This window comes from Lentzea sp. NPDC102401 (assembly GCF_044765805.1).
GTDB classification, from domain to species: domain Bacteria; phylum Actinomycetota; class Actinomycetes; order Mycobacteriales; family Pseudonocardiaceae; genus Lentzea; species Lentzea sokolovensis.
This window is the reverse complement of record NZ_JBIWKS010000014.1, coordinates 102107-119365: the sequence shown is the minus strand read 5'-3', so window position 1 is coordinate 119365 and position 17259 is coordinate 102107. Positions and strand designations below refer to the sequence as shown.

Here is a 17259-nt window from a genome sequence, read left to right as displayed (position 1 = left end):
CGTCTCCTGACATGGCACACCACCGCGTCGAAGTCGCAGTTCAGGGCCCTTGGTCGTTGGCGACGTCGAGGGAGTTCTGGGAGGGCTTCACGCCGTCCGCGCTGCCCGCGCGTGCGGGAGAGGCGCTGCAGGCGACGTTCCTGGTCGAAGGTGAGTGGCGCCGTGCCTCGGTCTCCGTGACCCAGCACGGCGCCACTGCCGTTCTGGAGCTGTCCGGCGAGGGCGACCTCGACCTGGCGGCTTCCCAGGTCTGCCGCTTCCTGTCGTTGGACGTCGACGGACGGGCGTGGCCGGACGTCGGTCTGCGCGATCCGGTGATCGCTGCCGCACAGGCTTCCTTACCCGGCTTACGGCCGTGCGGCTTCTACTCGCCGTACGAGGCAGCGGCGTGGTCGGTGCTCTCGCAGCGGATCCGCGTGTCGCAGGCGGCCGTGCTGAAGGCTTCGCTGCTGCGCGACGGCGTGTTCCCGGCACCGGCGGAGTTGCTGCGGCTCGACCTCGACCTGCCCGGCCGCAAGCCCGAGTACCTGCGTGCGGTGGCCGAGGCCGCGCTGGACGGGGTGCTGGACGCGGTGGCGTTGCGTTCTCTCAAGCCCGCGGCCGCTGTGCTGGCGGTGCAGCAGGTCAAGGGGCTGGGGCCGTTCGCGGCCGAGCTGGTCGTGCTGCGCGGGGCGAACGCTCCGGATGCCGTGCCGCACAACGAATCTCGGCTCACCGATGAGGTTTCCGAGTGGTACGGGCGGCCGCTGGCCGAGGTGTCCGAGGCGTGGCGGCCGTACCGGACTTGGGCGTCGGTGCACCTGCGGGTGCTGCGTGAGCGGCGGCTGGGAGGTGCGATGGCGTCTGCCTGAGCGTGCCGGCGGTGCCTGCCCGTGCTCGCGAGACCGAGGCCTTCGACGCTGGGTGCCGGCACGGCTGCCCTCGCTCACCAGGTCGAGGTCGCGCTGGCTCGGGTTGCTGGGCGTCTCGTTAGCCGAACCACTCTGGGTTGGGACGTCGCCGATGTCAGTCGCTGGGGATGGCGTTCGTGGTGTCCGCTCTGATCACCTGGGGCGGGGTCGCTGAAGTTGGTTGTGGGTCGTCTCGCTCACCAGGGCACCCGCGCTGGGACGTCGGCGATGTCAGCAGCCGGAGGACCGGAACCTGTGGTGGCCGCCCTGCTCGACTGGCGAGGTCGCCGAAAGCGGTTCGCTGGGCGTGGCATCCGCAGTGCCCGCCCTCGCTCACCAGCCGGCCCTCCGGCTGCCACCGCCCTCCGCCACCCGTCGGCTCATCGGGCCGCCTTCCGGTCGGCGTGACCGCTGCCAGCGGATGTGACAGGCTGACTGCTGTCAGCGCCGCAAGTGTCACAACCGCCTGGAGGGCTCCCGTGATCGAGGTCGTCAACCCCGCCACCGAGGAAGTCATCGGCACGCTCGCCGAGGGCACGCCGGCCGACGTCGACGTGGCCGTGGCCGCCGCTGTGGCCGCCTTCCCGGCGTGGGCGGAGACCTCGGTGGACGAGCGGGCGAAGGTGGTCCGGGCGATCATCGACGGTCTGCGTGAGCGGGCCGGCGAGCTCGCGGCGACCATGACCCGGGAGATGGGCACGCCCCTCACCTTCAGCCAGAAGGTGCAGGTCGCGAACCCCGTCGCCATCGCCGAGGGGGTCGCGGACGTGCTGGAGCGCGGCTACTTCGAGCCTGAGGAGATCGGCAACTCGCTGGTCTTCCGCGAGCCGATCGGGGTCGTCGCCGCCATCACGCCGTGGAACTTTCCGTTGCAGCAGATGGTCGCGAAGGTGGTGCCGGCGTTGGCCGCCGGGAATACCGTGGTGCTCAAGCCGAGCGAGCTCGCGCCGGGGACGGCCGATCTGCTCGCCGAGATCATCACGGCTGTCACTCCGGCGGGAGTGTTTCAGCTCGTGCACGGCACCGGGCCCGTCGTGGGTGAGGCGTTGGCCGCGCATCCGGACGTGGACATGGTGTCGTTCACCGGGTCGACGAAGGCTGGTCGCCGGGTGTCCGCTGTCGCCGCCGAGACGGTCAAGCGGGTCGCGCTCGAGCTGGGTGGCAAGTCGGCGTGCATCGTGCTCGACGATGCTGATCTCGGGCGGGCGGTGAAGATCGCGGTCGCGAACTCGTTCATGAACAACGGTCAGGCGTGCAGCGCGTGGACTCGGTTGCTGGTGCCCGCGGACCGGCATGACGAGGCCGTCGAGTTGGCCGCTCAGGCCGCGAAGAAGTACACGTCGGCGGATCCGGGCGAGCCGTCCACCCGCATCGGGCCCGCGGTGTCGAAGGCACAGCGCGACCGTGTTGTCGGCTACATCCGCAAGGGTGTCGAGGAAGGCGCGACGCTTGCCGCCGGTGGGCCGGAAGCCCCGCTGCCGCAGGGTTTCTACGTCGCGCCGACGGTGTTCGGTGGCGTGACGCCGGAGATGACGATCGCGCAGGAGGAGATCTTCGGGCCGGTGCTGTCGGTCATGCCCTACGCCGACGAGGACGACGCGGTGCGGATCGCGAACTCCACCATCTACGGGCTGGCGGGCGGTGTGTTCTCCGCGGACACCGACCGGGCACTCCGGGTCGCCCGGCGCCTGCGGACCGGGCAGGTCGACATCAACGCCGCCGCGTTCAACACGAGCGCGCCGTTCGGTGGTTACCGGCAGTCGGGCAACGGGCGTGAGTTCGGCCGGTTCGGGCTGGACGAGTTCTGCGAGGTCAAGTCGGTCCAGCGCTAATTGGGCTGCGCACGACGCCATGGCGGCGTATCACTGCTGCCATGGCTGACTCGGCACTGAGCATCAGGACCATCACCGACTCCGACCTCCCCGAGTTCCAGCGGGTGATGGCGTGGGCGTTTCTGAGCGACTCGATGGGGGAGGACAGCAAATGGCTCAAGGTCCTGGAGAAGGACCGGGCGCACGCTGTCCTCGACGGTGACGAGCTGATCGGCACCGCCGCTGTGCTCACTCGCGAGATCACCGTTCCGGGTGGCCTGCAGGCACCGGCCGCCGCGGTGACCGTCGTGTCGGTGAAGCCCGGCCACCGGCGTCGCGGCGTGGCGTCGTTGATGATGAAGACGCAGCTGCACGGCCTGCACGACACCGGTGAGCCGATCGCGATGCTGTGGGCGTCGGAGGGCGGCATCTACCGCCGGTACGGCTACGGCGAATACGCGACCAGCATCGCCATGCTGAAGATGCCGACGCGGATGGCGTTCCACCCCGGTGTGCACGTCAGCGACGCACGGATCCGTCAGGTGTCGCGAGAAGAAGCCCTGCTGGTCATGCGCGAGATCCACGAACGGGTGCGCACCACGCGGGTCGGCTGGCTGAGCCGGGTCGAGCACACCTGGGACGTGCAACTGGCCGATCGCGAGATCGATCGCGGCGGACTCTCCTCGTACCGCTACTGCCTGCATCCCGAGGGCTATGTGGTGTTCCGGGTCAAGGCGGACAGTGTTTCGAGCGAGCTGCACGTGCGCGAACTGGTCTGCGAGACCGAGCAGGCGTACGCCGACCTCTACCGGTTCCTGCTGGACATGGACCTCGCGGGGGAGATCTCCTTCTACACCGCCTGGGACGACCCGATCCTGCACATGGTCGACAACCCGCGGATGGTCCGCCGCGAGGCCGGCGACGCGTTGTGGATGCGGATCGTCGACATCGACCGGGCCCTCCCGCTGCGCCGCTATTCGTCCGATGTGGACAGCGTGCTGGAGGTCGAGGACTCGTTCTGCCCGTGGAACTCCGGCCGTTGGCGCTTCACGGCCAAGGGCGGCGAAGCCACCGTCACGCGCACCGAGGACCCGGCGGACGTGTCGCTGGACATCGCGTCGCTCGGCAGTGCTTTCCTCGGCGGGGCACGGCTTTCCGTGCTCAAGCGCGCACACCGCGTGGTCGAGCACACGCCCGGTCACGTCGACGCGTTGTCGATGGCGTTCCTCGGCGCACGTGAGCCGCATTGCCCCGAGGTGTTCTGACGGAACTCAAGGCCGCGGTCGCTCGTTGACGGTTCACCTGGTGTGGGAGGTAAAGCCGTGGCCGCCGTGGTGTGGATTGTTGTGCTGGTACTGCTGATCGCAGGGGTGTTCTACCTGGTCAGCCAGAGCAACGCGCGCAAAGCGCGGGAGCTCGACGACGCCAAGGCGGAGGCACGCCGCTGGGTCGAGCGGCTGGGCGGGCAGGTGATGAGCCTCACCGGCAGCAACGCCGCGTCGACGCAGGCGATGGCGGACGCGTCCGAGCGCTTCACCGCCGCCGGCTCGCAGATGGAGCAGGCTCGCACGATCCCGCAGGCACGGCTGGTCACCGAGACCGCGATGGAAGGCCTGCACTACGTGCGCGCCGCGCGCGAGGCCATGGGCATGGACCCCGGCCCCGCGCTGCCCGAGAGCGCGGGCCAGAAACAGGCGGGCGCCGTCAGCGAGGACCGCCAGGTCGCCGTCGAGGGACACCAGTACGCCGCGTCGCCGCACTCCGGTTCGGGCACGCCCTACTACTACCCCGGTGGCATGGTCGCCGGACGTCCGGTGCCGCGTGGCTGGTACTCCGAGCCGTGGTGGAAGCCCGCGCTCGTGGCCGGCGCGTGGGGCGTCGGCACGTTCCTGCTGATGGACGCCATGTTCTCCGGCATGCACGGAGTCGGCGACTACGGCATGGGCGACATGAGGATGGGCGACGTCGGCATGGGAGACATGGGTGACATGGGCGGTGTCGCCGACGCGGGCGATGCCGGTGGATTCGACTTCGGCGACATGGGCGGCTTCGACTTCTAGCCCGTCAGGGCTGGCAGGCGGGGCACCAGAAGAGGTTGCGCGCCGCCAGTTCCGTGGTCAGGACCTCGGTGCCGCAGATCAGGCACGGCTCCCCGGCACGGCGGTAGACGTACACCTCACCGCCGTGCCGATCCACGCGTGGCGCGCGGCCCATGGCACGGGGCATGTGCTCGGCACGGACGGTGTTGATCTTGCCGACCTTCACGCCGTCCTTCATCAGCACGACCAGGTCCGCCCAGATCGCGTCCCACAGCTCACGGCTGACCTTGTTGCCGACCAGCAGCGGGTTCACGTTGTGCCGGAACAGCACCTCGGCGCGGTAGACGTTGCCGACGCCCGCGAGGATCTTCTGGTCCATCAGCAGCACGGCCAGCGACTGCTTCGACCGGATGATCCGCTCGTAGGCGCGGTCGGGGTCGGCGTCGCGACGCAACGGGTCGGGCCCGAGACGCTCGCGGATGAGCTTGACCTCGTCGGAGTTCAGCACCTCGCACGCGGTCGGGCCGCGCAGGTCGGTCCAGTGCGTCTCGCCGGCCATCCGCATCCGGACCTGGCCCACGGGCAGCAGGACCGGCAGCGGTGACTCGGTGAACGTGCCGTACAGGCCGAGGTGGACGTGGACGATCGCGTCCGGGCCGTAGACGTGGAACAGGTGCTTTCCGTGCGCCTCGGCGCGGACGAGCTTCCGTCCGTCCACAAGGGACGCCGCGAAGCGTCCCTGTGGACTCGTGACGGTCACGGGCCTGCCCGCGTACCGGCGCTGGTGCAGCCGCGCGAGGCGGTGCAGCGTGTGGCCCTCAGGCACGCTTGTTCTCGTAGGCGCTGACCTGGTCGATGCGGCGCTGGTGCCGCGGCTCGCCCGAGAACGGCGTCTTGAGGAACGCCGACACGATCTCGGTCGCCTCTTCGGTCGTGTGCTGACGAGCGCCGATGCCGACCAGGAGAGCGTCGTTGTGCTGGCGGGCGAGCTGCGCGGTGTCGACGTTCCACGCCAACGCGGCGCGGGCGCCCTTCACCTTGTTCGCGGCGATCTGCTCGCCGTTGCCGGAGCCGCCGATCACGACGCCGAGGCTGCCGGGGTCCGAGACGACCTTCTCCGCGGCCTCGATGCAGAACGACACGTAGTCGTCCAACGCGTCGTACTCGTGGGCGCCGACGTCGACGATCTCGTAGCCCTGCTCGGTGAGAGCCGTGGACAGGTGGGACTTCAGTTCGAAGCCAGCGTGGTCTGCTGCCAGATAAACGCGCACGTCACGGAGTCTGACACGCTGGGGGGTGTGTTCAGCCAGGAGGGGTACCAGCTGAAGCTGGAATGGGGGCCCGAGGGCGTAGGCGCTCTGCGGGACTGTGACGTGCTGATAGTCGTCGACGTGCTGTCGTTCACCACGTCCGTCGACCTGGTCGTGGGCAACGGTGGCCAGGTGCGGCCGTCCCGGTGGAAGCCGGCGTCGGGCAGGACGCTGCGACCAGCATCACTCGTCGAGACGACCGGACTGGTCGAACTGCCGTCGCCGAACGGGTCGAACCTCTGCTTCCTCGCGGCCGAGACCGGCGCCCACGTCCTCGCGGCCTGCCTGCGCAACGCCTCGGCGGTGGCCCGGCGCGCTCAGGAACTGGGGGAGACCATCGGCGTGATTCCAGGCGGCGAGCGATGGGGGCTCGACATCCTCAACGCGGGTCCGCGCGAGTTCGGACCGCTGCGGCCGTGCGTCGAGGACTACCTGGGTGCGGGCGCGGTGCTCGCGGCGCTGGAGGGCAAGGCTTCTCCTGAAGCGCTGCTGGCAGCCACGGCGTTCCGCGACACCGACGTCGAGACCGCCGTGCGGGAGTGCGGCTCCGGCCGCGAGCTGATCGAGAACGGTCACGCCGCGGACGTGGACCTGGCCGTCCGGATCGGCGTGAGCGACGCCGTCCCCGTGCTGGTCGACGGGGTGCTGCGGTGATCGAGATCGCGGACGGGATCTTCGTCCTCCGGCACACCGAGCTGGACCTGACGCTCGGCCTCATCACCGGATCAGGTGATTCTCTGCTCGTCGACTCCGGCATGGACCCGGCACTCGCGCGCCAGGTGAGGCCGTCGCGGATCGTGTTCACGCACAACCACTTCGACCACGTGATGGCCACCGAGGCGTTCCTGCCGTGCGAGGTGTGGGCACACGAGGACTGCGTTGTCGACGACAGCCTCCTCGACGACCGCGCCAAGCACTACGACGACCCGTTCGAGGGCACGCTCATCGCGCCCACGCACACGTTCCGCGACACCGTCACGCTCGACGTCGGCGGCCGCCGGGTCGACCTGCACCACTTCGGCCCCGCGCACAGCTCGCACGACGTGATCGTGCACGTGCCGGACGCCGGTGTCGTCTTCGCCGGTGACCTGGTGGAACAGGGTGCTCCCGCTCAGGCAGGCCCGGACGCGACGCCGTCGAACTGGCGTCACGTCCTGGATCTGATGCTCGAACTCGACCCGCGGATCGTCGTGCCCGGCCACGGTGACCCGGTCGACGCCCAGTTCGTCCGCGGGATGGCTATCCCGGAGGCCAGGTGAGACCGCGCCCGCCGAGGACGTGGCAGTGCACGTGGAAGACGGTCTGGCCGCCGTCCTTGCCGGTGTTGAAGACGAGCCGGTAACCGGACTCGTCGATGCCCTCGGCCTTCGCGACCTGGTGCGCGGTGGCGAGGATCTGCCCCGCGAGCACCGGGTCGACGTCGCCGATCGCGGTGTGGTGCTCCTTGGGGATCACCAGGACGTGCGTGGGCGCCTTGGGGTCGATGTCGCGGAACGCGAGCGTCGTGTCGGTCTCCGTCACCAGGGTCGCCGGGATCTCGCCCGCGACGATCCGGCAGAACAGGCAGTCGGTCACGCCCGCATCGTATTGGTACCGATGGACTCTGTCGTTCATGCCCGCCGACGTTGAATCATGGCCGGGTGAAGGGCACCAAACTGATGATCGTCGTGCGGTGCCTCATCAGTTTCGCGCTCGGTGTGCTGCTCCTGATCCTCGCGATCCGCTTCGGTGAGGCGCTGTGGCGGGCCGTGCAGTAGTTCCTCAGTGGACGAAGCAGAACTCGTTCCCCTCGAGGTCGCGCATGACCTGGAAGCTGCCCTGCTCGTCCGTGACGACCACACCTTCACGGGTGCCGCCCAGACTGACCGCCTTCACGACCGCCGCCTCGATGTCGTCGACCTCGAAGTCGAGGTGCAGCCGGTTCTTCACGTCCTTGCGTTCCGGCACCGGCTGGAACGACATCCGCATGCCACCGGGCGGCTCGACGTGCGCCCAGCCGTGCTCGCGGTTCACCGGCTCACCGCCGAGCAGTTCGGCCCAGAACCGGACGAGCCGGGACGGGTCGTTGCTGTCGACGACGATCTGCTGCAGCCTCAACTCTTCACCAGATTCTCTCGGGCCCAGTCGCAACACAGGTCGAGCAGCCCGAGGACCTTGCGGCCCTGCTCGGTCAGCTCGTACTCGACCCGCGGCGGGTTTTCCTCGAACGCCTCGCGCGAAACCGCGCCATCGCGCTCCATCGCCCGCAACGTCTCGGTGAGCACCTTGGGCGTCACGCCCGGCAGTTCGGCGCGGAGTTCGGTGAACCGCCGCCGCCCGTCCTGCAACGCCCGCAGCACGTGCGCGGTCCACTTGTCACCGATGCGGTACGGCAGGTCCCCATGCGTGCATTCCACCTGCTCACCCCCGATATCGTTGCGGAAACCGGACACCCGCACCCTACCTTCGCGTTCATGGCGAAGATCGTTGTGTTCGGAGCGTCCGGCAAGGCAGGCAAGGAGATCGCGGCCGTCGCGGAGGCTCGCGGCCACGAGGTGACCAGGATCGGGCGCGACCCCGGCGTGCAGGCCGCGGCCGAGGTGGCGGCAGGTCATGACGTCGCGGTGAGTTCGGTGGCCGACCTCTCGCGTGACGCGGCGGAGTTCTACCGCGAGGCCGCGAGTGCGCTCGTGGCGTCCGGCGCCGGACGGATCATCGTGGTCGGCATCTACACGTTGCTGGAGACCTCACCGGACGTGCGGGTCATCGACGGCCCGGACTTCCCGGACGAGCACAAGCCGTTCTGCCTGGGCCACGCGGCGGGAGTCGAGGTGCTGGCCGAGTCCGAGGCGGACTGGCTGGTCATGAGCCCGTCCGGCAACTTCGGAGGCACGCCCACGGGCCGGTACCGCCTGAGCGAGGTCGATCCGGCGGACGAGCTGACCTACGAGGACTTCGCCGTGGCCTTGGTGGACGAGATCGACAACCCGAAGCACCGCCGCACGCAGATCGGTGTGGCGTCGGCGTGACCTAGCTCATATGGGGGTCCGGGGATCTCCCCGGCTGGGGTCTGGGGGCTTGGCCCCCCAGATAAAGGCGAGAGGCCGACCCGGTCTGCGTTCTCCGCAGACATGGATCGGCCTCGGCCGCGAGCGGGCGACGGGAATCGAACCCGCGTAGCTAGTTTGGAAGACTAGGGCTCTACCATTGAGCTACGCCCGCCTGCCGCCCCTTGAAGGGGCTGCGATCAATACCTTAGCGGGTGGCGGTAAGGTGGTTGCAACCGGGGCGTGGCGCAGCTTGGTAGCGCACCCGCTTTGGGAGCGGGGGGTCGCAGGTTCAAATCCTGTCGCCCCGATCGGTTGTCGAAAGCCCTCGGCGAAGGAACCTCGCCGAGGGCTTTTGGCTCATTTCACCAGGTAGCGGCTTGCCCAGGCGGCGAGCACCTCCGCCACGTACGCGGCGTCCGCGCGGTCGGTCAGCAGGTGGTCGGCGCCGTCCAGTGAGACGAACGACTTGGGGTGGCGGGCCGAGTCGAAGATCAGCCTGGCGTTGTCCACGCCCACCGTGTCGTCCTGCGGGGAGTGCATGACGAGCAGCGCGCGGTCGAGGCCTGCGATGCACGCGGTCTGGTTCTGCTGGTTGATGTCGAGCAGGAAGTCGTTGCTGATCCGGAACGGCCGCCCGGCGAGCAGCACCTCGGCGACGCCGTGCGCCTCGATCTTCTCCTTGGACGGGCCGAGCAGGTGCTCGACGTGGGTGGTGTCGGCGGGCGCGCCGATCGTGACGACGGCCTTGACCTCCGGCATCTGACGGGCCGCGGCCAGCACGGCCGCGCCGCCCAGCGAATGTCCGATGAGGACGCTCGGAGCTCCGATGGTGTCGCGGAGGTGGTTCGCCGCGCACACGAGGTCGTCGACGTTGGACGTGAACGTGGTGTTGGCGAAGTCGCCGTCGGACTGGCCGAGGCCGGTGAAGTCGAACCGCAGCACCGCCACCCCGCGTTCGGCGAGCAGACGGGAGATCCGGGTGGCCGCCACCGAGTCCTTGCCGCAGGTGAAGCAGTGCGCGAACACGGCGGTGGCCACGACGTCGCCCGCGGGCAGTTCGAGCCGGCCCGCCAGTGCCTGGCCGTCGATGCCCGCGAAGACCGCTTTCCGGTTGTCCATGCCCTCTATGGTGCGTCACGTGCGCTACCAGTACCTCGACGACCGGCTGCGGCAGGCGTTCGACCACGCCGGGCTCGACCGCGGGCAGCGGTCGTTGCTGCAGGGAGTGCTGCGCGCACTGGACCCCGACGCGCACCTCGGCGAGCACGTCGCGGGCCTCAACAGCGCCGTTCTCGCCGTCACGCGTGCCAGGACGGCCCTGGAGAGTCACGCGACGGAGGACCAGCCGCGGTGGAACCTGTTGCGCCGCATCATCACCACCTCGCTGGCGTGCATGGACGCGGCTAGGCCCGCGTACGCCCATGGCGGCGCCGAGGAACTCGCCGAGGCGCGCAAGGTCCTGAAGGGCGTGGACGCGGCCATCGCGGCGGACGGGCAGCGGCTCGATCCTCAGGTGACGGCCGCCGCGGCCGCGAAGCTCGACCCGGAAGCGCTCGAGAAGGTCGTGAAGGAGTGGATCGCTCCACTGTGGAACGGCGTCGGGCTTCCCTTGCGCACCAGGATGATCGCCGAGATCGCCGTCGTCGTGGCGATGCACGGGCGGGACGGCAGACAGCTTCGCACGGACCTGCTGCGGTGGCTCAAGAAACCCGGTGATCTGGCCGGAGTGCTGTGGCCCCGGGAACGACGGCACGTCGTCGCGCTCGTGGTGAGGGGCGCGCGAGTGCTCCGGCACCTGGACGAGCTGCTGCCCGAGGCGCGACAGGAGCCCCTGCACCGCAACAGGTTGCCGAAGGACGACTTCCTGAAGGACGCCGTCACCGGGTCGTCGGTGCTGGTACGGGTGCCGGTCGAGGCCGCGGACGTGCACACGGCCGCGCTGAGGGCCCGCCGGATTCTCAGCGAGGTGCTCGACCAGTACGCGGCGGGGGAGCGGCTCACCGAACTGACCATCGCGCCGGTCTGGCAGGTCAGCGCGCCGGGCGGGCGGGTCACCCGCGGCACCGAGCACCAGCGCACCGTCGGCAACGCCTATCCGCTCACCGCGTACTGGCCGGCCGAACTGCGCAGCGCGATGCGGGTGGCGAACCTGGCGCGGCAGGTCGACGCGCCGATGGCGAGCGCCGGGCTCGCGTGGAGTGCGCTGGAGGCGACGGGGCTGGATCCGAGCAAGATCGCGTGGCTGGCCAAGGCCTGTGCGCTGCAGATGTTGCGGCAGCACCTCGTCAGCCTGCACGTCGTGGTCACCAACCACGACACCGAACTGCGCAAACCGCTCGACGAACACGTGCCGACCACCGGTGTGAAGCACCACCTGAAGTCCGTGGACGCCTGGCTGGAGGTGCTGATCGGCCACAACCGCCCGGACGCACGGCTCGACGCCGCCCAGAAGGCCATCACCGCGCTCGCCGAGAGCGAGGGCGGCCTGGTGCAGGACCTCGCGGAACTCTGGCGCGACCGGCTCGCGGACTCGAAGGTCCTCGCCGCCTGGCTGCGCGAGCAGGAGGACACCGCCGCCGCGCTGCTGGAGTGGCTCTACGTCACCAGGAACCTGGCGTTCCACGCGGGACGGTTCGCCTCGCCCGCCGACACGCTGACCGCGCACGGCGGACAGGCCGTCGCCGATCTCACACTCGAGTTCCTCGGAAACTGGCGGACCGTCGAAAGACGTGCCCAGGACGAACGAGGAAGCCGGCAGGAGACCTCCGCCGTGGAGATCTACCGCCGGCTCGCGCAACGACAGGACCAGCTGGTGGCCCGGCTCAAGCGAGCGGGGTCCGTGCGCAGGCTCAGCGTCGAGGACATCTCCGGCCCCGACGAGAAGTGGTGGTCGCGCGGCAGGAGTTGACGCCCGTCAACCCAGAACGATGGTTACGGCTTGGGCTTCGTCAGCCAGTCCTCGACCCGGTCCGGGTTCGCCTCGACCCACCGCTTCGCCGCCTCGTCGGGCGACATCTTGTACTTCGCGATGAACGACGCGACCGTGTCCTGCTCGTCGTTGCTCCACTGGAAGTTCTGGATCAGCCGGGCCGCGGGGCCGCCCTTGTCCATGAACTTCTTGGCAGCGATCTTGTCGAGCTCGTAGCGCGGGTAGTCGCAGGCGACCTGGGCCGCGTCCGCGTCACAGCCCGCCTTGTACTCCGGCAGCTCGATCTTGACCAGCTCGATGTCGAGGTGCAGCCACTGCGGCTCGAAGAAGTAGCCGATCAGCGGCGTCTTCTTCTCCTCGGCCTGGCGGAACGCCTTGATCGACGCCTGCTCGCTGCCCGCGTAGACGACCTTGTAGTTGAGGTTCAGGTTCTTCACCAGGGCCTCGTCGTTCGTCACGAACGACGGGTCGCCGTCGAGCACCTGGCCCTTGCCGTCGGACAGCGGGGTCTTGAACTTCTCCGCGTACTTGTTGAGGTTCTGCCAGTTCGTGATGTCCGGGAACTCTTTCTTCATCCACGGCGGCACGTACCAGCCGATCACGCCCTTGTTGCCGGTCGGGCCCACCCGCACGGCGCTGCGCTTCTCCTCGATGTACTTCTGCTTCAGGTCCTCGTGACCCCAGTTCTCCAGGATCACGTCGATCTCGCCGGAGTCGAGGCCCTGCCAGGCCGTCTGCTCGTCGACTTCCTTCTTCGTCACCTTGCAGCCGAGTCGTTTCTCGGCGAGGTACGCGACCACGGCCGCGTTCGCCTCGTAGCCGACCCACGGGTTGACCGCGATGGTGACGGAGTCGCAGGGCTCCGTCGGTGCTGCCGAACTGGAGCGGGGTGACGCCGTTGATCCACCGCCACAACCGGTAATTGTCAACACGAACGTCATTGCCAGAGCGATTCTGGGGGCTTGCACGAACAGCTCCTCGTCGGGGGGAAGAGCGATGCAGAAGACCGCTCAGTTCAGCTTTTCCCGATCGATCAGACCGCGTCAAGTCATGGGATGATTGGTTGTCCACAATGGATCAGACATGTATCGACCCTTGACCGTATCCGTGCGAAGGTCAATGCTGTCGCGCATCGAGAAACGGTGTGCGCAGTCCGCAACAGGTCGGAGTGGTTTGGCGTGGATCCCGTGATTTCGGTCAGGGACCTGTGGAAGGTGTTTGGCCCCAAGGCATCTCAACTGGTGGCCTCGGACGAGCTCAAGGCGTTGTCGCGGCAGGAGCTGATGGACCGCACCGGTTCCGTTGCCGCAGTACGGGGAGTCGACTTCGACGTCGCTCCCGGTGAGATGTTCGTGGTCATGGGCCTTTCTGGATCGGGAAAGTCCACACTGGTCCGCTGTCTCACGCGGCTGGTGGAACCGACCGCGGGCACGATCATGTTCGAGGGCGAGAACATTCTCGAAGCGGACCCCAGACGTTTGCGTGACCTGCGCCGGAACAAGTTCTCCATGGTGTTCCAGCACTTCGGCCTGCTTCCTCATCGGACAGTCGCCGACAACGTCGGTTACGGGCTGGAAATCCGCGGGGTACCGCGGGCGAAACGTGTGGAGCGTTCGCAGGAAGTGATCGACCTGGTCGGACTTTCCGGCAACGAGAAGTCCTATCCGGATCAGCTCTCCGGCGGCATGCAGCAACGCGTCGGTCTCGCACGCGCACTCGCGGGCGACCCGGACGTCCTGTTCTTCGACGAACCGTTCTCCGCGCTCGACCCGTTGATCCGGCGCGACATGCAGTCCGAGGTCATCAGGCTGCACCGCGAGGTCGGCAAGACGATGGTGTTCATCACCCACGACCTGAGCGAGGCGCTCAAACTGGGCGACCGCATCCTGATCATGCGCGACGGCAAGGTCGTGCAGGTCGGCACCGGTGACGAGCTGGTCGGCGCGCCCGCGGACGACTACGTGCGCGACTTCGTGCGGGACGTGCCCAAGGCGCACGTGCTGACGCTGAAGTGGATCATGCGCCCGCCGCGTCCCGACGACGAGCTCGACGGGCCTGAACTGTCGCCGGAAACCGTTGTGCGCGAGGCCGTGCGCAGCGTCCTCGGCGCCAACAAGCCGGTGAAGGTCGTGCGGGACGGCGAACTGCTCGGTGTGGTCGCGGACGAGGAGATCCTCGGGGTCGTGGCCGGGGAGGCGTGAACATGGTTGCCGTCGCCGCCCCAAGGCAACTTCCGCGCAAACCGCTCATCTTCGCCGGGATAGTGCTGGCCTGGCTGGTGCTGTGGCTGGTGTTCCGCAACGTCGGGACGCTGTCGCTCGGCGCCGCCGACCTCACCCCGCTGCACCGGTGGGTCAACGACGTCAACGACGCCGTCGGCGCGTCCAGGAACTCGAACCCCGTGTTCCTGTACTTCTTCAACGAGATCCGGCTCGTCATCGACGAGTTCGTGACCTTCATCCAGGCCCTGATCGCGCAGCCGTCGTTCGGCCGGCCCGTGCCGGTGATCGGCTGGCTCGGCGTGGTCGCGATCGCCGGCTTCGTCAGCCTCGCGGTCGCCGGCTGGCGGGTCGCGCTGCTCGCCGTTGCGGGCTTCGTGTTCCTCGGCCTGCAGGGCCTGTGGCAGGAGAGCATGGACACGCTCTCCCTGACGCTCGCCGCGGTCGTGATCTCCTTGCTCATCGGCATTCCGCTGGGAATCTGGGCGGGACTGTCCGATCGGGCACACCGGATCCTGACGCCGGTGCTCGACTTCATGCAGACGATGCCGACGTTCGTCTACCTGGCGCCGCTGACGTTGTTCTTCCTGATCGGCCCTGCCTCGGCGACGATCGCGACGCTGATCTACGCCGCTCCGCCGGCGATCCGGATCACCGCGCACGCCATCCGCTCGGTGCCGCGCACCACGGTCGAGGCGAGCGAGTCCCTTGGCGCGACGCAGAAGCAGACGCTGGTGAAGGTACTGCTGCCGTCCGCGCGCAAGACGATCGTGCTCGGCGTCAACCAGACGATCATGGCCGCTCTGTCCATGGTCACGATCGCCGCGCTGATCGACGCGCCGGGTCTCGGCAAGACGGTCATCAAGGCGTTGCAGACCCTCGACGTCGGCACCGCGTTCAACGCGGGCCTCGCGATCGTGGTGCTGGCGATCGTGCTGGACCGCGTGACGACGGCCGCCGCGAGCGAGCGCCGCAAGCTCCCGCGCTGGGCGTTGTTCGGCGGCCTCGGCGTCACGGGTGTCTGCGTCTACCTGTCCTACACCTACCTGTGGGCGGCGGAGTTCCAGTCGGACGTGGAGATCGGCAGCTCGATCCGCAAGGGCGCGACCGTCGTGACGGAGTGGGCGCAGGACTCGTTGCCGGTGATCACGGACGGCTTCAAGGACTTCGTCACGTTCGCGTTGATCAACCCGCTGCAGGCGCTGCTGGCCGAGTCGCCGTGGTTCCTGGTGGCGCTGGTGATCGTGGCGCTGTCGTTCATGATCGGCGGCGTACGGTCGGCGATCGTCTCCGCCGTGTGCGTCGCGGCGCTGATCGCGACGGGCCTGTGGCAGGACTCGATGATCACGCTGGCGTCCACCCTGGTCGCCACGATCCTGGTGATGCTGCTGGGAATCGTCGTCGGTGTCTGGATGGGACGCAGCAGGCGGGCCGACCGGTTCATCCGGCCGATCCTCGACGCGGCGCAGGTGATGCCCGCTTTCGTCTACCTGGTGCCCTTCCTGGCGTTGTTCTCCGCGTCCCGCTTCACCGCGATCATCGCGGCCGTGGTGTTCGCGGCGCCGGTCGCCATCAAGATCATCGCGGACGGCATCCGCGCGGTGTCGACCGCGACCGTCGAGGCGTCCACGGCGCTCGGATCGAGCTCGTGGCAGACGATCGTGAAGGTGCAGCTGCCCATGGCGCGCGGGGCGTTGACCCTCGCCGCCAACCAGGGCCTGATCTACGTGCTCTCGATGGTCGTCGTCGGCGGTCTCGTCGGCGCCGGCGCGCTCGGCTACGACGTGGTGGCCGGCTTCTCGCAGGGCCAGTTGTACGGCAAGGGGCTCGCGGCCGGTGTCGCGATCGTCGTGCTGGGCGTGATGCTCGACCGCCTCACGCAGGCGGCCGCCAAGCGGTGGACCAACTAGGAGGTCTGGAAAGTGGCTAGGCACAGCGTGCTGGGAGCAGTGCTCGTAGGAGCACTCGCCCTTGCTGGTTGCGGTGGCGCCAAGGTCGGTGACACCTCCTCGGGTGCGACCGGCGACTGCGGCACGTTCAACCTCGCGATCAACCCGTGGGTCGGTTACGAGGCGAACGCGGCCGTTCTCGCGTACGTGGCCGAGAAGGAGCTCAAGTGCAAGGTCACCAAGAAGGAGCTCAAGGAAGAGGTGGCCTGGCAGGGCTTCGGCACCGGTGAGGTCGACGCCGTCGTCGAGAACTGGGGCCATGACGACCTGCGCAAGAAGTACATCGACGAGCAGAAGACCGCCGTCAGCGCGGGGTCCACGGGCGTGAAGGGCCAGATCGGCTGGTACGTGCCGCCGTGGCTCGCCAAGGAGCACCCCGACATCCTCGACTGGAACAACCTCAACAAGTACGCCGACCAGTTCAAGACGTCCGAGTCCGGCGACAAGGGCCAGCTGCTCGACGGCGACCCGTCGTTCGTGACCAACGACGAGGCTCTGGTGAAGAACCTGAACCTCAACTACAAGGTCGTCTACGGCGGCAGTGAGACCGCGCTGATCCAGGCCTTCCGCCAGGCGGAGAAGGACAAGAAGTGGGTCATCGGCTACTTCTACTCGCCGCAGTGGCTGCTCAACGAGATCAAGCTCGAGAAGGTGAAGCTGCCCGAGTACAAGGCGGGCTGTGACGCCGACGCCGAGAAGATCGCCTGCGACTACCCGGACTACGACCTCGACAAGCTCGTGTCCAAGAAGTTCGCCGACGCCAACGGCCCGGCCTTCCAGCTGGTCAAGAACTTCAAGTGGACCAACGAGGACCAGAACACGGTCGCGAAGTACATCGCCGAGGACAAGATGAAGCCCGAGGACGCCGCCAAGAAGTGGGCGGACGCCAACGCCGACAAGGTCAAGGCGTGGCTGCCCAAGGCCTAGTCAGAACGTGAGAAGAGCCGTGGGGGGGGGGGGGGGGGGGGGGGGGGGGACCCCCACCCCCCCCCCCCCCCCCCCCCCCCCCCCGCCCGCCCCCCACCCCCCCCCCCCCGGGGCGGGGGGGGGGGGGGCCCCGCGCCGCCACCACCCCCCCCGCAC

The 17259-nt window shown here is 68.6% G+C and carries 18 protein-coding genes and 2 tRNA genes; 12 read left to right on the top strand and 8 right to left on the bottom strand.

Annotated features, from left to right (window positions below; translation table 11 throughout):
- Positions 1-11: 11 nt before the first annotated feature.
- The 4 genes from ACIRG5_RS38075 (at position 12) to ACIRG5_RS38060 (ending at position 4761) form a co-directional block, all read left to right on the top strand.
- A complete protein-coding gene (locus ACIRG5_RS38075; RefSeq protein WP_402914212.1) occupies positions 12-851 on the top strand; it encodes a DNA-3-methyladenine glycosylase family protein in 840 nt (279 codons plus the stop codon).
- A 518-nt stretch (positions 852-1369) separates the two neighbouring features.
- A complete protein-coding gene (locus ACIRG5_RS38070; protein ID WP_402914209.1) occupies positions 1370-2722 on the top strand; it encodes an aldehyde dehydrogenase family protein in 1353 nt (450 codons plus the stop codon).
- Positions 2723-2763: 41 nt separating this feature from the next.
- Positions 2764-3966 carry a GNAT family N-acetyltransferase gene (locus ACIRG5_RS38065; protein ID WP_402914206.1) on the top strand — a complete coding sequence of 401 codons (1203 nt, stop codon included), beginning with the start codon at positions 2764-2766 and terminating at the stop codon, positions 3964-3966.
- A 57-nt stretch (positions 3967-4023) separates the two neighbouring features.
- Complete coding sequence (locus tag ACIRG5_RS38060; protein WP_402914203.1) at positions 4024-4761, top strand: hypothetical protein; 738 nt, start codon at positions 4024-4026, stop codon at positions 4759-4761.
- A gap of 4 nt (positions 4762-4765) precedes the next feature.
- Here ACIRG5_RS38060 and ACIRG5_RS38055 read toward each other — a convergent pair whose 3' ends face one another.
- Complete coding sequence (locus ACIRG5_RS38055) at positions 4766-5566, bottom strand: Fpg/Nei family DNA glycosylase (RefSeq protein ID WP_402914200.1); 801 nt, start codon at positions 5564-5566, stop codon at positions 4766-4768.
- Entirely contained in the window at positions 5559-6011 is a 453-nt protein-coding gene (locus tag ACIRG5_RS38050; protein WP_402914199.1) for a ribose-5-phosphate isomerase, read from the bottom strand. The genes ACIRG5_RS38055 and ACIRG5_RS38050 overlap by 8 nt, the downstream gene beginning before the upstream one ends.
- A gap of 27 nt (positions 6012-6038) precedes the next feature.
- On the opposite strand from ACIRG5_RS38050, the gene ACIRG5_RS38045 reads away from it, so the two are divergent.
- Together ACIRG5_RS38045 and ACIRG5_RS38040 are read left to right on the top strand one after the other, a co-directional pair.
- The gene (locus ACIRG5_RS38045; RefSeq protein WP_402914196.1) at positions 6039-6704 is read left to right on the top strand and encodes a 2-phosphosulfolactate phosphatase; all 666 of its coding nucleotides are present in this window, start codon (positions 6039-6041) and stop codon (positions 6702-6704) included.
- Entirely contained in the window at positions 6701-7309 is a 609-nt protein-coding gene (locus ACIRG5_RS38040; RefSeq protein WP_402914193.1) for an MBL fold metallo-hydrolase, read from the top strand. The genes ACIRG5_RS38045 and ACIRG5_RS38040 overlap by 4 nt, the downstream gene beginning before the upstream one ends.
- On the opposite strand, the gene ACIRG5_RS38035 is transcribed toward ACIRG5_RS38040, so the two are convergent.
- The 3 genes from ACIRG5_RS38035 to ACIRG5_RS38025 all read right to left on the bottom strand — a co-directional run bounded on the left by ACIRG5_RS38035 (position 7290) and on the right by ACIRG5_RS38025 (position 8446).
- On the bottom strand, positions 7290-7664 hold the full coding sequence (locus ACIRG5_RS38035) for a histidine triad nucleotide-binding protein (protein WP_401040226.1): 375 nt from the start codon (positions 7662-7664) through the stop codon (positions 7290-7292). The genes ACIRG5_RS38040 and ACIRG5_RS38035 overlap by 20 nt on opposite strands.
- 147 nt (positions 7665-7811) lie before the next feature.
- Positions 7812-8147 (bottom strand): VOC family protein, encoded by a 336-nt coding sequence (locus ACIRG5_RS38030; RefSeq protein WP_402914191.1) that lies wholly within the window; start codon positions 8145-8147, stop codon positions 7812-7814.
- Positions 8144-8446, bottom strand: coding sequence for a winged helix-turn-helix transcriptional regulator (locus ACIRG5_RS38025; RefSeq protein ID WP_402914188.1), 303 nt, complete (start codon positions 8444-8446; stop codon positions 8144-8146). Before ACIRG5_RS38025 ends, ACIRG5_RS38030 begins: the two co-directional genes overlap by 4 nt.
- Before the next feature lie 57 nt (positions 8447-8503).
- Here ACIRG5_RS38025 and ACIRG5_RS38020 point away from each other — a divergent pair, with 57 nt between their 5' ends.
- The gene (locus ACIRG5_RS38020) at positions 8504-9058 is read left to right on the top strand and encodes an NAD(P)-dependent oxidoreductase (protein ID WP_402914185.1); all 555 of its coding nucleotides are present in this window, start codon (positions 8504-8506) and stop codon (positions 9056-9058) included.
- 122 nt (positions 9059-9180) lie between these two features.
- Here the strand turns inward: ACIRG5_RS38020 and ACIRG5_RS38015 are convergent.
- Positions 9181-9251 (bottom strand) — tRNA-Gly (locus ACIRG5_RS38015).
- Between the two features lie 62 nt (positions 9252-9313).
- Here ACIRG5_RS38015 and ACIRG5_RS38010 point away from each other — a divergent pair.
- A tRNA-Pro gene (locus tag ACIRG5_RS38010) sits at positions 9314-9387 on the top strand.
- A gap of 49 nt (positions 9388-9436) precedes the next feature.
- On the opposite strand, the gene ACIRG5_RS38005 is transcribed toward ACIRG5_RS38010, so the two are convergent.
- A complete protein-coding gene (locus tag ACIRG5_RS38005) occupies positions 9437-10198 on the bottom strand; it encodes an alpha/beta hydrolase family protein (RefSeq protein WP_402914183.1) in 762 nt (253 codons plus the stop codon).
- Between the two features lie 19 nt (positions 10199-10217).
- Between ACIRG5_RS38005 and ACIRG5_RS38000 the strand changes: the two genes are divergently transcribed.
- On the top strand, positions 10218-11987 hold the full coding sequence (locus ACIRG5_RS38000) for a hypothetical protein (protein WP_402914180.1): 1770 nt from the start codon (positions 10218-10220) through the stop codon (positions 11985-11987).
- 23 nt (positions 11988-12010) lie between these two features.
- On the opposite strand, the gene ACIRG5_RS37995 is transcribed toward ACIRG5_RS38000, so the two are convergent.
- Positions 12011-12949, bottom strand: coding sequence for an ABC transporter substrate-binding protein (locus ACIRG5_RS37995; protein ID WP_402914177.1), 939 nt, complete (start codon positions 12947-12949; stop codon positions 12011-12013).
- 300 nt (positions 12950-13249) lie between these two features.
- Here ACIRG5_RS37995 and ACIRG5_RS37990 point away from each other — a divergent pair, with 300 nt between their 5' ends.
- From ACIRG5_RS37990 to ACIRG5_RS37980, 3 genes are read left to right on the top strand one after another with little or no spacing between them, the layout of a single operon-like run.
- Positions 13250-14209, top strand: a complete 960-nt coding sequence (locus tag ACIRG5_RS37990) for a glycine betaine/L-proline ABC transporter ATP-binding protein (RefSeq protein ID WP_402914174.1) — start codon at positions 13250-13252, stop codon at positions 14207-14209.
- Positions 14210-14211: 2 nt separating this feature from the next.
- Entirely contained in the window at positions 14212-16137 is a 1926-nt protein-coding gene (locus ACIRG5_RS37985) for an ABC transporter permease (protein ID WP_402914573.1), read from the top strand.
- A gap of 12 nt (positions 16138-16149) precedes the next feature.
- Entirely contained in the window at positions 16150-17103 is a 954-nt protein-coding gene (locus ACIRG5_RS37980) for an ABC transporter substrate-binding protein (protein WP_330270360.1), read from the top strand.
- The last annotated feature ends 156 nt before the right edge of the window (positions 17104-17259 follow it).

Coding starts and splice junctions, on each gene's coding strand:
- ACIRG5_RS38075 (WP_402914212.1), top strand. CDS start 12: ATGGCACACCACCGCGTCGAAGTCGCAGTTCAGGGCCCTTGGTCGTTG.
- ACIRG5_RS38065 (WP_402914206.1), top strand. CDS start 2,764: ATGGCTGACTCGGCACTGAGCATCAGGACCATCACCGACTCCGACCTC.
- ACIRG5_RS38035 (WP_401040226.1), bottom strand. CDS start 7,664: ATGAACGACAGAGTCCATCGGTACCAATACGATGCGGGCGTGACCGAC.
- ACIRG5_RS38005 (WP_402914183.1), bottom strand. CDS start 10,198: ATGGACAACCGGAAAGCGGTCTTCGCGGGCATCGACGGCCAGGCACTG.
- ACIRG5_RS37985 (WP_402914573.1), top strand. CDS start 14,212: ATGGTTGCCGTCGCCGCCCCAAGGCAACTTCCGCGCAAACCGCTCATC.
- ACIRG5_RS38020 (WP_402914185.1), top strand. CDS start 8,504: ATGGCGAAGATCGTTGTGTTCGGAGCGTCCGGCAAGGCAGGCAAGGAG.
- ACIRG5_RS37995 (WP_402914177.1), bottom strand. CDS start 12,949: ATGACGTTCGTGTTGACAATTACCGGTTGTGGCGGTGGATCAACGGCG.